11 protein-coding genes are annotated in these 14,674 nt (G+C 71.1%); 5 read left to right on the top strand and 6 right to left on the bottom strand.

From position 1 onward, the window contains the following. The first annotated feature begins 114 nt into the window (after positions 1 to 114). From AKJ13_RS07910 to nudC, 5 genes are all read left to right on the top strand, one after another. Positions 115 to 1,263 (top strand): acyltransferase, encoded by a 1,149-nt coding sequence (locus tag AKJ13_RS07910; RefSeq protein ID WP_082316886.1) that lies wholly within the window; start codon positions 115 to 117, stop codon positions 1,261 to 1,263. A 27-nt stretch (positions 1,264 to 1,290) separates the two neighbouring features. Continuing rightward, positions 1,291 to 2,154 (top strand): universal stress protein, encoded by an 864-nt coding sequence (locus AKJ13_RS07905; protein WP_050732866.1) that lies wholly within the window; start codon positions 1,291 to 1,293, stop codon positions 2,152 to 2,154. Positions 2,155 to 2,215: 61 nt separating this feature from the next. Beyond that, positions 2,216 to 2,821: a hypothetical protein gene (locus tag AKJ13_RS07900; RefSeq protein WP_050732865.1), complete on the top strand. Its 606-nt coding sequence runs from the start codon at positions 2,216 to 2,218 to the stop codon at positions 2,819 to 2,821. A gap of 87 nt (positions 2,822 to 2,908) precedes the next feature. After that, the gene (locus AKJ13_RS07895) at positions 2,909 to 3,328 is read left to right on the top strand and encodes an HIT family protein (RefSeq protein ID WP_050732864.1); all 420 of its coding nucleotides are present in this window, start codon (positions 2,909 to 2,911) and stop codon (positions 3,326 to 3,328) included. 6 nt (positions 3,329 to 3,334) lie between these two features. Continuing rightward, the gene (gene nudC / locus AKJ13_RS07890) at positions 3,335 to 4,234 is read left to right on the top strand and encodes an NAD(+) diphosphatase (RefSeq protein ID WP_050732863.1); all 900 of its coding nucleotides are present in this window, start codon (positions 3,335 to 3,337) and stop codon (positions 4,232 to 4,234) included. A gap of 15 nt (positions 4,235 to 4,249) precedes the next feature. Here the strand turns inward: nudC and AKJ13_RS07885 are convergent, their stop codons facing one another. The 6 genes from AKJ13_RS07885 to AKJ13_RS07860 all read right to left on the bottom strand — a co-directional run bounded on the left by AKJ13_RS07885 (position 4,250) and on the right by AKJ13_RS07860 (position 14,288). Then, complete coding sequence (locus tag AKJ13_RS07885; protein ID WP_007562459.1) at positions 4,250 to 4,744, bottom strand: cupin domain-containing protein; 495 nt, start codon at positions 4,742 to 4,744, stop codon at positions 4,250 to 4,252. A gap of 267 nt (positions 4,745 to 5,011) precedes the next feature. After that, positions 5,012 to 6,526, bottom strand: coding sequence for a siroheme synthase CysG (gene cysG / locus AKJ13_RS07880; protein WP_244471543.1), 1,515 nt, complete (start codon positions 6,524 to 6,526; stop codon positions 5,012 to 5,014). A gap of 177 nt (positions 6,527 to 6,703) precedes the next feature. Further along, positions 6,704 to 9,400 (bottom strand): nitrate reductase, encoded by a 2,697-nt coding sequence (locus AKJ13_RS07875; protein ID WP_050732862.1) that lies wholly within the window; start codon positions 9,398 to 9,400, stop codon positions 6,704 to 6,706. A gap of 193 nt (positions 9,401 to 9,593) precedes the next feature. Next, positions 9,594 to 11,201 (bottom strand): sulfite reductase subunit alpha, encoded by a 1,608-nt coding sequence (locus AKJ13_RS07870; protein WP_050732861.1) that lies wholly within the window; start codon positions 11,199 to 11,201, stop codon positions 9,594 to 9,596. Beyond that, positions 11,198 to 13,009: a NirA family protein gene (locus AKJ13_RS07865; protein WP_050732860.1), complete on the bottom strand. Its 1,812-nt coding sequence runs from the start codon at positions 13,007 to 13,009 to the stop codon at positions 11,198 to 11,200. Before AKJ13_RS07865 ends, AKJ13_RS07870 begins: the two co-directional genes overlap by 4 nt. A 10-nt stretch (positions 13,010 to 13,019) precedes the next feature. Beyond that, the gene (locus AKJ13_RS07860) at positions 13,020 to 14,288 is read right to left on the bottom strand and encodes an FAD-dependent oxidoreductase (protein WP_050732859.1); all 1,269 of its coding nucleotides are present in this window, start codon (positions 14,286 to 14,288) and stop codon (positions 13,020 to 13,022) included. Between the last annotated feature and the right edge of the window lie 386 nt (positions 14,289 to 14,674).

The following is a 14,674-nucleotide window of genomic DNA, read 5'->3' as shown; positions in this document are numbered from 1 at the left end:
ATGCGGCGACATGCTCGCGAATTGGTTCGTCAACGGGGCTATGGACTTATGGTTCCTGCTGATTTTTTGCTTAGCCCGCGGGATTGAGGAGATTCTACTGATGCCGGCAGCGCCGTGATCCTGTTCGAAGTCCAGATCCTGCGCGCCGCGGCCGCCCTGATGGTGGTCTGGCACCATGCGCGCCACGAGGCCGGGCTGATGGCCGCCCGCGGCGCGGGGCCGGCCCTCGATCCCGGTACGGTGCTGCCGTGGTGGGGCGGGGTCGACCTGTTCTTCGTGATCTCGGGCTTCGTCATCGTGCATGCGAGCGGACGGCTGTTCGGCGCGCCGGGCGGACGCGCCCGTTTCCTGGCCCACCGGGCCGCCCGGGTGGTGCCGCTCTACTGGCTGGTGAGCCTCGTGTTCCTGGCCATCGCCGTGGTTCGACCCGATCTTCTCGGGGATGCGGCGGCGCTGCTGAGGGCGCCCGGCACCATCCTGGCCGGGTTCCTGTTCTGGCCGGCGGCCCGGCCAGACGGCACCATCCAGCCCCTCTACGGGCTCGGCTGGACCCTCAACTACGAGGCGTTCTTCTACGGTCTCTTCGCGATCGGGCTCGGCTTCGGCCGGCGCGGCGCCGTGGCCTGGCTCGCCCTCGCCCTGGTGACCTTGGTGACCCTCGGCATGCTGGTACCCGGGCTGCCGGTGCCGATCCGGTTCTGGGCGAACCCGATCGTGCTGGAGTTTCTGCTGGGGGCAGGGCTCGCCCTCGCCTACCGGGAGGGATTGCAGCCGAGGGGGACGCTCCGTCTCGGCCTCGCCTTCGCAGGGCTCGTGGGGCTGGCCCTGGCCGCCCGCCTGCTCGTCGGCGACGGCGCGGGCGACGGCGTCCTGCGCCCGCTCCTCGTCGGTGTGCCGGCCTGTCTGCTGGTGGCCGCGGCCCTGGGCCCGGAGCGTGCTGCCGCGCAGGTTGCGGCGTTGTCGGTACCGGTGCGCGGACTCGTGGTCCTCGGCAACGCCTCCTACGCCCTCTACCTTGTGCATCCCTTCGCCCTGCGGCTCGGGCGCGAAGGGCTCGTGCGGCTCGGCCTCGCCCCGGCCCTGCACCCGTGGGGCGGCCTCGCCGTGATGGTCGCCGCCAGCGTCGTGGCCGCTCTGCTGGTGCATCGCTTCGTCGAGTGGCCGCTGACCCGATGGGCGAGAGCCGTCCTGGATCCGCGGGGCGCGCAAAACCGTGTGCGCGCTGCCCCGACCCCGGTTCCCCCCGGGCCCCGGGCGGATTAGCCTCACGCACCGGAGGAGGAAGCCGCGATGAAGACCCTGCTCGTTCCCGTCGCGATGCACGACGGCCTGACCTCCGTGTTCGAGACGACGCGGCTCGCTGCGACCCGCTTCGGCAGCCTGATCGAGGGCGTGTCCCTGCGCCCGGCCCTCGCCGAGTACGTGCCGGTCGACATGGTCGGCGGCATGACCTGGCTGCGCGACGAGGAGGCCGACCGGGCCGAGGCCGAGGAGGCGGGCGGGCGCTTCGTCGCCTTCATGGACGGGGCCGGTATCCCGCGGCACGCCCGCGACGGGCTGTGCATCCCCGAGAAGGTCGCGGATGCCGGGCCGCGCTACCGTTGGCGGCAGGACGTGCCCACCGGCGACGCGTTCCTCGGCCAGTATGCCCGGCTGTTCTCGGCCACCGTGGTCGGCCGGCCCGGGACGACCGACAATGCCCCGCGCATGACCACCTTCGAGACCGCCCTGTTCGAGGGCGGCCGCCCGATCCTGCTGGCGCCGCCGACCGCCCCCGCCACGCTCGGCGACGCGATCCTGATCGCCTGGAACGGCTCCACTGAGACCGCCCGGGCGGTGGCCTTCGCGATGCCGTTCCTGCGCCGGGCCGAGCGGGTGCTGGTCCTCAGCGTCGAGGGCGGCATGGTGCCGGGGCCGAGCGCCCAGGACCTCGCCCAGGCGCTGGCATGCGAAGGCGTGGCGGCGTCGCACCGGGCCCTCCCGGCCGGCCGCCGGGCGCCGGGCGAGACGTTCCTTGCCGAGGCCAAGGCGTTCGGCTGCGATCTTCTGATCAAGGGCGCCTATACCCAGAGCCGCCTGCGGCAGATGATTTTCGGCGGCGTCACCAGCCACGTCCTGGCCCATGCCGACATGCCGGTTCTGCTCGCGCACTGAGCTTGACGGGAACCGTCGCCCGCCCCTGGCGTTCGGCCCCCGCAGCCGGACCAGGATCCCCGTGACGACATCCGTAACCCGCTTCCTCCTCGCCGCCCTGCTGATGGTCGTTGCCGCGACCGCGGTTCGGGCGCAGCCGACCACCGCCCGGTTCCGCGGCATCGTGGAATGGGCGGAGGCCGACCGCATCCAGATCCGCCGCCCCGGCGGCAGCACCCTGACCCTACGGATGAATCCGCGGACCCGCGTCTTCGCGGTGACCGAGGCGGCCCTGCGCAACATCAAGCCCGAAAGTTACGTCAGCGTGCTGGCCGCGTCCGGGCCCGAGCCGCGCCGCGCCAAGGCGGTGACCCTGTACTCGCCCTCCGAGCGCGGCTTCGAGGCCGGCGCCCAGCCCTGGGATACCGATCCGGGCGCGACGTTGACGGCGGGCTGGGTTGCCGACCTGAAGGGCGGCCGCCCGCTCCGGCTGACGCTGGGCTATGGCGGTGGCCAGTCGAGCTTCGAGATCCCGGCCGGAACCCCGGTCACCGCGATCGCGCCGGGCGAGAAGGCGCTGCTCGAACCGGGGGCCGCCGTCACGCTGTTCGCCCAATCCGGGCCGGACGGCGCCCTCTCGGTCGGCACGATCGCGGCGGGCCGTCAGGGCGCCGTGCCCTCGTTCTGACGGAACCGAAGACGCACCGGCCTTGCGTCATCGATCCGCGGCCGAGGGAGGCGCGCAGCGGCGCAAGCTGCGCTACATCGTCTGTCCATGACCGAGTCCGCCTTCGCCCTCGATCCGCGCCTGGCCGCCGACACCGTCGAGGTGGGCGACCTCGCCCTCTGCCGCGTGCTGCTGATGGACGATGCCCGGTTCCCCTGGCTGATCCTGGTGCCGCGCCGGCCGGACGTCTCCGAGATCACCGACTTGTCCGAGGCCGATGCCGCGGATCTGTGGCGCGAGACCCGCATCGCCACCGGTGTGATGCAGGCCCTGTCGAAGCCCGACAAGGTCAATGTGGGCGCGCTCGGCAACGTCGTGGCGCAGCTCCACGTCCACGTGGTCGGCCGCTTCCGCTCCGACCCGGCCTGGCCGGGGCCGGTCTGGGGCTTCGAGACCCGCAAACCCTACCCGTTCCATGCCCGCGCCCAGCTGATCGAGCGCGCCGGCGCCCTCTTCTCCGCGGCCTGAACCCGAATGACAGATCCCCGCGACACTCTCGGCTTCGTCCGCAACCGCCTCGACCGGCACTCGGCCGAGCAGCCCGAGGAGGCGGTGCCCGCCTTCGATGCGCCGGATGCCCGCCTCGTCCTGATCTGCGGCGACCGAATCGTGCTGCGCGGGCCGACCGCGCTGATCACCCCCGCCGACGCATCCGAGCTTTCCGGGACGCGGATCTTCCTGGGGCACCGGGACGGTCGGCCGGTCTTCGCGGCCTCCGCGCCGGCCGAAGCCGCGGAGCGGTTTTCTGCCGGCGAGACCCGCACCCTCGACCTGCGCAGCATCGCCACCGAATCCGCCGTGGAGGCCGAGGAGCTGGGCCTGCTGGCGGTGGCCAAGTCGATGCTCGACTGGCACGCCCGGCACGGCTTCTGTGCCAATTGCGGCACCGCCACCGTCGCGAAGGCCGGCGGCTTCCGGCGGGAATGCCCGGCCTGCAACGCCCATCATTTCCCCCGGGTCGATCCCGTGGTGATCATGCTGGTGCGCCGGGGCGAGACCTGCCTGCTCGGCCGCGGCCCGCATTTCCGGCCCAACATGTATTCCTGCCTTGCCGGCTTCCTGGAGCCCGGCGAGACCATCGAGGACGCCGTGCGCCGGGAGGTCTTCGAGGAGACCCGGATCCGGGTCGGCGCGGTCACCTACCGGACCTCGCAGCCTTGGCCGTTCCCGTCCTCGCTGATGCTGGGCTGCGCGGCCGAGGCGCTGGACGGCGAGATCGTGACCGACCCGAGCGAGCTGGAGGATGCCCGCTGGTTCGACCGCGCTTCCGTCGCCGCCATGCTGGAGGGGACCCATCCCGAGGAGATCCAGGCCCCGCCGCCCATGGCGATCGCCAATTACCTGATGCGGGCCTTCGTGGCCGGCGAGACCTGATCGAGCCGCAAGGGCTCATCCCTTTCCGCCGCTCGGCCGGCTCGGGTCGTCGGCCGGGTTGATGTAGTTCAGCCCGAACGGGCCTGAGCCGTTGACCTGCAGCTCGACCGGCTCGTCGGTGGTCCAGAGGGAATGGGGCATGTCCTCCGGCAGGTAGACGAAGCCGCCGGCCTTCAACGCCGCGCCCTGCGCCTTGTCCAGGGTCCGCCCGTGCGCGTGGTGGATCGAGCCGGACAGGATCGTCAGCGTCTCCGGCTTGGAATGCGTGTGCGGGGCGATCACCGTGTTGGCCGGAAATTTCAGCCGCAGCACGAACGGCCCGGGCTTGGCCGGATCCCCGGCGACCTGGCTGATCTGCGTGCCCTTCGGCAGGTTCGCCGGCCCCGGCCCGTAGACCACCGACGCCGCATCGGGCTTGACCACCATCCCGGGCGCGTCGTGCTCCGCGGCCAGGGCAGGCCCGGCCATGATGAGCATGGCCGCGACACCGAGCCAAGAACCTGTCGTCATGAAGCGCCTCCCGGAACCCGCGGACGTCTTTCGCCTCGCAGGCCTTTTCTGGGGCCGGCCTGGCGGTTTCCCAGGCACGGGCGCTGGCGCAGATCGTCGCGGCCTTTCCCGTCATTGCGAGCGCAGCGGAGCAATCCAGTGCTGCGCGCGATCCCCGGAGGTGGTGCTTCCCTGGGTTGCTTCGCTGCGCTCGCAATGACGGACCGGAACGCCTGACGAGATCCGGACCAGCATGAGGCAGGCGAGAGCGTGAGATCGAAGAAGCGCTCAGATCGCCAACCGCGCCGGTCCCGCCTCGACCGGCACCGCGGCTCGCATCTCCGAGAACGCCTCGCCGACCATCAGAAGCGCCGGGCCGTCGAGGCCGGCGGCTTCGACCCGATCGGCGAGGTCGGCAGCGGTGCCGCGCAGCGAGGCCTGGTTCGGGCGGCTGACGTTGAACACCAGCAGGGCCGGAGTCGTCGGCGCCAGGCCCTCGTCCACCGCCCGGGCGAGCAGCGCGCGCAGGGTGCGCTTGGGCATGTAGACCACCGTGGTCACGCTCGGATCGGCCAGCGCGCCCCAGTTCAAATCGTCCGGCAGGGCGCCGCGGCGGTCGTGACCGGTGACGAATTGCAGGCGGCGGGCGGCGTCGCGATGGGTCAGCGACAGGCCCAGCGCCGCTGCCGCCCCCTGTGCGGCCGAGATGCCCGGCACCACGGTCACCGGGATGCCGGCGGCCCGGCAGGCCTCGATCTCCTCGCCGGCCCGGCCGAAGACCAGCGGGTCGCCGGATTTCAGCCGCACCACCTGCTTGCCGGTGCGGGCGAGCTGAACCATCAGGGCGTTGATGTCGTCCTGCCGGCAGGACGGACCGTGACCGGTCTTGCCGACCAGCATGGTCCGCGCCTCGCGCCGGGCATAGTCCAGGATCTCGGGGGCGACGAGGTCGTCGTACAGGATCACGTCGGCGTTGCGCAGCGCCCGCAGGGCCTTGAGGGTCAGGAGCTCCGCGTCGCCGGGGCCCGCTCCAACCAGCGTCACCGCGCCGCCCTTCGGGGCCGCCTCTGTGTCACCGAGCAGCTCGGCCAAGTCCTGCTGCGTCGGCGCCCGGTCGGGCTCGGCGAAGGCGCGGTCGGTGAAGCGTTCCCAGAAGCTGCGCCGCTCGGCAAAGCCGTGGAACCGCGCGGTGACGCCGTCGCGCCAGTCGCGGGCGGCCCCGACCCAGCGGGCGAACCCGCGGGGCAGCATCGCCTCGATCCGCGCGCGCACGGTCTGGCCGAAGACCGGGGCCGCGCCCTCCGTGGAGATGCCGACCACCAGCGGGGAGCGGTTGACGATGGCGCCGAACTTTACGTCGCAGAGATGCGGCCGGTCGACCGCGTTGACGATGGCGCCGGCGCCCCGGGCCGCGACCACGAAGGCGACGCAGTCGGCCTCGTCCTCCATGGCGCCGATGCAGAAGGCCGCGCCCCAGAGGTCGTCCGGCGTCCAGGCGCGCGCGTGCAACGCGACGCTGCCGTCGACGATCTCGCCCGGCACCGCGCGCAGCTCGTCGCTGGGCTCGGGCGCGTAGACGTCGACATGGGCGCCGGCCGCGGCCAGGACCTTCACCTTCCAGGGCGCCCCGCCCGAGGAGCCGGCGAGCACGACCCGCTTGCCGCGCAGGGGTACGAATACCGGCAGCACCGCCAGAGGCTCGAGGCCGGCGGATTGGGTCTCGCGGGGGGCGCGGGCTGCGCGCAGGGGGGCCTGTGTCTCGGTCACGAATCTGTCCTGGGTCGTCCCTGTCGGCCGTCCCATCCATACCCCTCTCATCCTGAGGTGCCCGGCGATCGACGATCGCAGGGCCTCGAAGGAGATCTCCAGGGGGCGCGGCGCTGGCTGGAGGGCTCCTTCGAGACGGCTTCGCCGCATCTCAGGATGAGGGTGTGGATGGGATCGACCGGTCCGTCCTCAAGGTGGCATCATATCAGAAAATCACGCGGCGCGGGCGGTCTGGCCGGGGAGCATCTTGCGGATCTCCGGGATGCAGGAGCCGCAATTCGTGCCCGCCTTGCAGGCGGCGCCCACCGCCTCGACCGAGCCGGCCCCCGCCGCAATCGTGGCTGCGATCACGTCGGCGCCGATGCCGTGGCAGGCGCAGACCACCGGGCCTGCCGAGGCGGTTGCGGCGCGGCCCGAGAGCAGGGCCCGGCGCTCTGCCGCCTCGGGCTCCGCGATGGCGAACAGGGTCTTGGCCGCCTCCCAATCGGGGCGGGCCTCCGCGGGGGCGTAGGCGAGGCAGGCGACCAGCCGCGCGCCGTCGTAGACGGCGCAGCGGTAGCGGTCACGGGCGTGGTCGGCATATTCGGCGAGTTCGAAGCCGGCCAGCGCCTCGCTCTGGATCAACCCGCGGACCATCAGCGCGACGGCGCTGGAACTCGCCGCGGTGGCGAATTGCACGCCCCAGCCGCCGATGATCGCCGCCCGCGCCCACCACCAGCCGTCCGGCAGCGCCACCTGCCGGCGCGACAACAGGTAGCCGCGGGCGCGATACACGACGGGCTCCAGCGCGGCCGGGGTCGCCTTCAGCTCGGGCTGGCCCGAGACCGGATCCGGCACGCCGCGCACCAGGGCGCCAACCCGGGCCTTCGACGCGTAGGCGCTGCCCCAATGCATCGGCATGAACAGGCTGCCCGGCACCACGCTGTCGGTGATCATCACCTCGAGCTCGGCCTCGCCGTGCTCGGTGCGCAGACACGCGATGCCGCCCTCCGTCAGGCCGAGGCCGGATGCATCGTCGGGATGCACCTCGACGAACGGCACCGCCCGGTGGGCCGAGAGGCGCTGGCTCTTCCCGGTGCGGGTCATCGTGTGCCAGTGGTCGCGCACCCGGCCGGTGTTGAGCACGAAGGGGAAATCCTCCGAGACCGCCTGCGCCAGGCCCGGCGGCTGCACGGCGACGAAGCGGGCGCGCCGGTCGAAGGTGTAGAACTGCCCGTCACCGAACAGCCTTGCCTTGCCCTGCGGCGCGCCCCGGGGGCCGGAGCGCTTTGGGATCGGCCATTGCACCGGCAGGTTGATGTCGTAGGCGGCGTCGCTGATGTCGGTCAGCGCGCCGAGATCGAAGTCGCGGGTGCCGTTGTTCTCGTAGGCCGAGAGGCCGGCATGCTCGCGGAACACCGCGGCGGCCGAGGGGAACGCGAAGGCCTTGTCGTGGCCGAGCCGGCGGCCCACCTCGGACAGCACCGCCCAGTCGGCGCGCGCCTCGCCGGGGGCGGCCAGGAACCGGCGTTGCCGGGAGATCCGCCGCTCGGAATTGGTGACCGTGCCGTCCTTCTCGCCCCAGGCCAGCGCCGGCAGCAGCACCGTGGTCTTGCCGAGGCCCCGCACCGTGTCGGAATCGGCCATCACCTCGGAGACGACGTAGAGGTCGAGCCCCTCGAGGGCTTGGCGGATCAGGTCGGCCCGCGGCATCGAGACCAGCGGGTTGGTGCCCATCACCCACAGGGCCTTGATCTTGCCGCGGCTGACCGCCTCGAACAGCGCCACCGCCTTCATGCCTTCGCCGGTGATGATCCGGGGGGCACCCCAGAACCGGCGCACCCGGTCCACCTCCTCGGGGGCGAAATGCATGTGCGCGGCCAGCATGTTGGCCAGGCCCCCGACCTCGCGCCCGCCCATGGCGTTGGGCTGGCCGGTGAGCGAGAACGGCCCCATCCCGGTCTCGCCGATGCGGCCGGTGATCAGGTGGCAGTTGATGATGCTGTTGCCCTTGTCGGTGCCCTGGGCCGACTGGTTCACCCCCATCGAGAAGGCGGTGACCACCCGGCGGGTGCCGGCAAACAGGTCATAGAAGACGGCGATGTCGGATTCCGGCACGCCGGTGGCCGCCGCGACCGCGGTGAGATTCGGCGCGATGCTGCGGGCGCGGTCGAGGGCCGCGTCGAGCCCGGCGGTGTGGGACTCGACGAAGGCCCGGTCGCGGAAGCCGTTATCGGCCAGATGCACCAGCAACCCGGAGAACAGCGCCACGTCGCTGCCGGGCCGGATTCCGAGGAACAGGTCGGCCTCCTGGCCGGTCTGGGTCCGGCGCGGGTCGATCACCACGAATTTGGTGCCGCGCCGGGCCTTCGCGTCGGCCATCCGGCGGAACAGGATCGGGTGGCACCAGGCGGTGTTCGACCCGACCATGACGATCAGGTCGGCCTCGTCCAGGTCTTCGTAGCAGCCCGGCACCGTGTCGGAGCCGAAGGCGCGCCGGTGCGCCGCCACCGCGCTCGACATGCACAGCCGCGAATTGGTGTCGACATGCGGCGTGCCGATGAAGCCCTTCGCCAGCTTGTTGGCGACGTAATAATCCTCGGTGAGGAGCTGCCCCGAGAGGTAGAAGGCGATCGCGTCCGGTCCGTGCGTTTCGGCAACCGTGCGGAGTTTGTCCGAAACCGTGCCGAGCGCGGCGTCCCAGGAGACCCGGGCCCCGTCGACATGCGGGTGGAGCAGCCGGTTCTCCAGCGACACGGTTTCGCCGAGGGCCGAGCCCTTCGAGCACAGCCGGCCGAAATTGGCCGGGTGCTCGGTATCGCCCGCGATGGCCACGCCGCCGGCCCCGTCGGGGGTGGCGAGCACGCCGCACCCGACCCCGCAATAGGGGCAGGTCGTCCGCACCGTCAGGTCTGCCACGGACAGGGTCATGGCTCGGTCCTTGAAAGTTTTTTGTTCGATATCCGCCGCAAGAGGTGGGCCGCGCTTCCTGTCACCCGACAGCGTGTGGATCGTCCCCGTTACCGGATGGGCGCGGGTCCCCTCTCCCGTGCGGGAGAGGGAGCGCGTCGCGTTCCGCATGGGCTGCGGTGTGACCACCGCGGCCCGCACGGAGAAGGCGCGGCTAGTACACGTCGGCCTGGTAGCGGCCGGTCTTCTTGAGGGCGGCGAGGTAGGCGACCGCATCCTCGGGGCTCTTGCCGCCGAACTGGGCCGCCACGTCGATGACCGCCCGCTCGACGTCCTTGGCCATGCGCTTGGCATCGCCGCAGACGTAGAAATGCGCGCCGCCTTCGAGCCACTTCCACAGATCGGCGCCGTTCTCGCGCATCCGGTCCTGGACGTAGGTCTTCTCGCTGCCGTCCCGGGACCAGGCGAGCGACAGGCGGGTCAGGATCTTGTCGTCCTTCAGCTTGGTCAGCTCGTCCTTGTAGAAGAAGTCGGTGGCTTGGCGCTGGTGGCCGTAGAACAGCCAGTTGCGGCCTGGCGCCCGGGTGGCGGCGCGCTCGCGCAGGAACGACCGGAACGGCGCGATGCCGGTGCCGGGGCCGCACATGATCACGTCCTTGGAGAGATCCGCCGGCAAGCCGAAGCCGTGGGCTTTCTGCAGGTAGATCTTCACCTTGGTCTGCTCGGGCAGGCGCTCGCCGAGATGGGTCGAGGCCACGCCCAGCCGCAGCCGGGAGCGGTGGTTGTAGCGCACCGCGTCCACGGTCAGGGACACGATCCCGGCATCCATCTTCGGCGAGGACGAGATCGAGTAGAGCCGCGGCTGCAGCTCGTCGAGCGCCTCCAGGAAGACCTCCGCGTCGGGCCGGGCGCCGGGGAACTTGTGCAGGGCGCCGAGCACGTCGAGATAGGCGGCGTCGCCATCCGGGTCCTCGCCGGAGGCCAGGGCCTGCGCCTTCTTGCGGGCCGCGCCCGAGGTGAGCAGCGACAGCAGCTGGTAAAGGTTGTCGGGCGCGGCGCCGAGCGCGTAATCCTTGAGCAGGTGGTCGCGCAAAGTCTTGTCGCCGATCATCCGCTCGGGCCGGGCGCCGAGTTCGGCGATCACGGCGTCAACCAGCGCCGGGGCGTTGGCCGGGAACAGGCCGAGCGAGTCGCCGGCCTCGTAGGTGATCGGCGTGCCGTCCAGCCCGATCTCGATATGCCAGGTCTCCTTCTCGCCGCCCGGATCGTTGAGGCGGCGCCGGGACAGGAACAGCGCCTCGACCGGGTTCTCCCGGCAGAAGCCCAGGGGGCCGAGATCGGCCGCTTGCTTGGGCGTGTCGCCGTCGGCCTTGGCGGCGGCGGGCGCGCCGGACGAGGCGCCGAACTCCTCCTCCAGCTTCTTGAGCATGCGCAGGGTCTCCTTGCCGCCGGGCTGGCAAAGATTCAGGCGCTCCTCGTTCTTCAGGAAGATCGCGTTGGCGTAGTCGGCGCAATTGTAGCCGCACTGCCCGCAATCCTGCTGGGCCATGGCGGCCATCAGCTTCTGCGGCTCCGGCCGGTCCTTGGCCATGGCCATCCGGTCGCCGATCGGCACCGAGGGGTCATGCCAGGGCGCGTCGTCGTTGTCGGCGAGTTTTTTGGACTCGCCGCCTGGCGCCTCGCCCGGTGCGAGCGCGGTCGCTCCCGTCACCGTGGGGCCGAGCAGGGCCGCAAAGTAGCCCGAGAGCCACGAGCGCTGGTCGGCGTCGAAGGGCGCGGTCTCGGGGATCAGGACGAGGGGGGGCGCGACGTGCTCGCTCATGCTGCGGCCTTCAGGGCTGGCTGTTCCTCGGCGGCGTCCCGAAGGGCTTCGGCGCCGGTGCGGGCGGTGAAGGCCTGGAAGCTCTCATCCGGGCCTTGCCGGCAGGCCAGGTAGGTGCGCAGCAGCGCCTCGACGCGGAAGGGCGCGTCCTCGGCCCTGACGGCCTTCCAGATCTCGGTGCCGATTTTCGGGTTCTCGGCGAAGCCGCCGCCGACCACGATGTCGTAGCCCTCGACGGTATCGCCCTCCTCCGAGACAACCACCTTGGCGCCGATCAGCCCGATATCGCCGATGTAATGCTGGGCGCAGGAATGGTGGCAGCCGGTGAGATGGACGTTCACCGGCACGTCGAGCTCGGTGACGGCTCGCTCGACATGGTCGGCGATGATCAGGGCGTGGCCCTTGGTGTCGGAGGCGGCGAACTTGCAGCCCCGGGCGCCGGTGCAGGCCACAAGGCCGGAGCGGATGCCGGCGGCCTTGATGGTGAGCCCGAGCGCATCCACACGGCTTTCGACCTCAGCGACCCTCGCATCCGGAACACCGGAAAAAATAAAATTCTGCCAGACGGTGAGGCGGATCTGGCCGTCGCCGCACTCCCGGGCGATCTCGGCGAGCGCCCGGACCTGGTCGCTGGTCATCTTGCCCACCGGCAGGACGACACCGATCCAGTTGAGGCCGGGCTGCTTCTGGGCGTGCACGCCGACATGGGCGAACCGGTCGGTGGGCCGGCGCGGCGCGACATGGGCGGGATCGACCCGGTCGAGCTTGCGGCCGAGCTTGTCCTCGACGGCGGCGAGGTACTTGTCGAAGCCCCAGGCGTCGAGCACGTACTTCATCCGGCTCTTGTTGCGGTTGGTCCGGTCGCCGTTCTCGATGAACACCCGGATGATCGCGTCCGCCACCGCGTTGCAATCCTCGGGCTTGAGCACGATCCCGGTGTCGCGGGCGAGATCCCGGTGGCCGGAGATGCCGCCGAGCACGAGGCGCATGTAGATTCCGGGCGCCACTGCGGCGCCGTCCAGCACCTCGATCGCCTGGAAGCCGATATCGTTGGTCTCCTCCAGGGTCGGCATCACGCCGCCGCCGTCGAAGGCGACGTTGAACTTGCGCGGCAGGCCGTAGAGCGAGCGGTCGTTGATGATCCAGTTGTTCCAGGATTTCGCCAGCGGGCGGGTATCCAGCAATTCCTGGGCGTCGATGCCCGCGGTGGACGAGCCGGTGACGTTGCGGATGTTGTCGGCCCCCGCGCCGCGGGCGGTGAGGCCGATATCGACGAGCCCGTCGAGGAACGGCTGGGCGTGCTCGGGCCCGATCTCGCGCACCTGGAGGTTAGCCCGCGTGGTGACGTGGACGTAGCCGCCGCCGTGCCGGTCGGCGAGGTCGGCGACGCCCGCGAACTGCCAATGGTGCAGGATGCCGTTGGGGATCCGCAGGCGGGCCATGTAGCTCACCTGGTTCGGGGCGACCCAGAACAGGCCGTGGTAGCGCCAGCGGAAATTGTCCTCGGGCTTGGGCTGCTTGCCGGCGGTCGCGTCCGCGATCAGCCGGTTGTGGCTGTCGAACGGGTGCTCGGCGCGCTTCCACTTCTCCTGCTCGCAGAGCTTGCCGCCGTCTTTGACGGTCCGGTCCTGCGCCTTGATGTGGATCGCGTCCGGCCCGGTCGGCTCCGCCGGTGCGGCCGGGCCCTGCCCGATCGCCAGGCCGCCGGTCAGGCGCGCCGCCGCGATGCCCGAGGCGAAGCCTTCGAGGTAGCGCTTCTGCTCGGCATTGAAGCCGTCCAGGGCGGTCGGTGTGGTGGTCTCGGCCATCTGCGCCTCCCTAAGCCGCCAGCGGCTCGGGCGCTGGGCGCCCGAACATCAAATCTTCGACGCTCTCGACCGGATCGCCGGAGCGGATCAGGCCCTTGCACGCGCCCTGCTCGGCGATGTCGCCGACGAACACGGCCCCGATCAGCCGGCCGTCCCGCACCAGGAGCTTGCGGTAGAGGCCGGCCCCGGGATCGGACAGGACGACGGCCTCGGCATCCTCGGGGCTGTCCACGAGGCCGGCGGAAAAAACCGGCAGGCCGGAGACCTTGAGGCTGGTGGCGAGCGAGGTGCCGGTATAGGCGGCGCTCCCGCCGGCCAGATGCCGGGCCAGGGTGTCGGCCTGCTCGTAGGCCGGCTCGACCAGCCCGTAGATCTGGCCCCGATGCTCGGCGCATTCGCCGAGCGCGAAGATGCGCGGGTCCGAGGTGGTCATCCGGTCGTCGACTTGGATGCCGCGGCCGATCTCAAGCCCCGCCCCCTGCGCCAGGGCCACGGAGGGGCGCACGCCCACCGACATGACCACGAGATCGGCCGGCAGCACGGTCCCGTCTGCGAGGACCAAGCGCTCGACCTTTCCGTCGCCCTCGACCCGAGACGTGTCGGCCTTGAGGATCACCCGGACGCCGCGGGCCTCCATGGCGCGCTTCACCAGGGCGGCGGCATGGTGATCGAGCTGGCGCTCCATCAGCCGGTCCATGACGTGGAGCAAAGTCGTGTCGACCCCCAGTCGCGCGAGGCCGACCGCCGCCTCGAGCCCGAGCAACCCGCCGCCGATCACGATCGCCCGGGCGTGCTGCACGGCCGCCCGGCGGATCGCCGCCACGTCGGCGAGGTCGCGGAAGGTGATGACCCCGGGAAGGTCCATGCCGGGCTTCGGCAGGCGGATCGGCAGGGAGCCGACGGCGAGGACCAGCTTGTCGAAGGGCAGGACGTGGGTCTCGCCGACCAGGACGAGGCCGTTCTCGCGGTCGATCTGGGTGACCGGAGCGCCGGTGATCAGGCGGATGCCGTGGGCCGCGTACCAATCAAGACCGCGGAATTCGCAGGCCGCCTCGTCGACCTCGCCGCCGAGCAGCGAGGAGAGCAGGACCCGGTTATAGGCGGCCTTGGGCTCTGCGCCGACGCATGTGACATCGAAGCGGCCGGGCGACCCTTCGGTCAGCCGCTCCAGAAACCGGAGCGAGGCCATGCCGTTGCCGACCACGACGAGCCGCTCGCGCGGCAGACCGGTTTCGGCGCGCGCATCCTGTGCGCTGGTGTCGAACGGGGATGTCGCCATTTCTGGATCGCGTCTGGGACCTCGATTGCAGGATCGTCGGCGGACCGCCCACGAAAAAGCCGCTGCCGGTCATCCCCCGAAGCAGGCTTGAAGCCGCAGGAGAACCGGATCAGCGGCCTCGCTGACGGCGCTGCCCGTCGTCGTTGACGGACGCGTTCAACCAAGCAGGTTGCGTGCCAGTTTCGGGGTGCCGCGCTTAAATGTTGGGGGAATCGATCAATCGGCACCGCCACCGAGGTGCGATGGCGCTAGAGACGTCGAGAATGCGCTGCACAAAAAGCAGGCGGACAATCGATTAAACGGTCAGCGGGGACAGGCGCCGGATCGGCGTTCGGCTGCGCGCGGCCGGATCGCGTGACGGCCTCATCGCGATCGCAGCGTGCCCG

This window comes from Methylobacterium sp. ARG-1, from assembly GCF_001262595.1.
Classification (GTDB): Bacteria; Pseudomonadota; Alphaproteobacteria; order Rhizobiales; family Beijerinckiaceae; genus Methylobacterium; species Methylobacterium brachiatum.
This window is presented reverse-complemented; position numbering and strand designations above follow the sequence as displayed.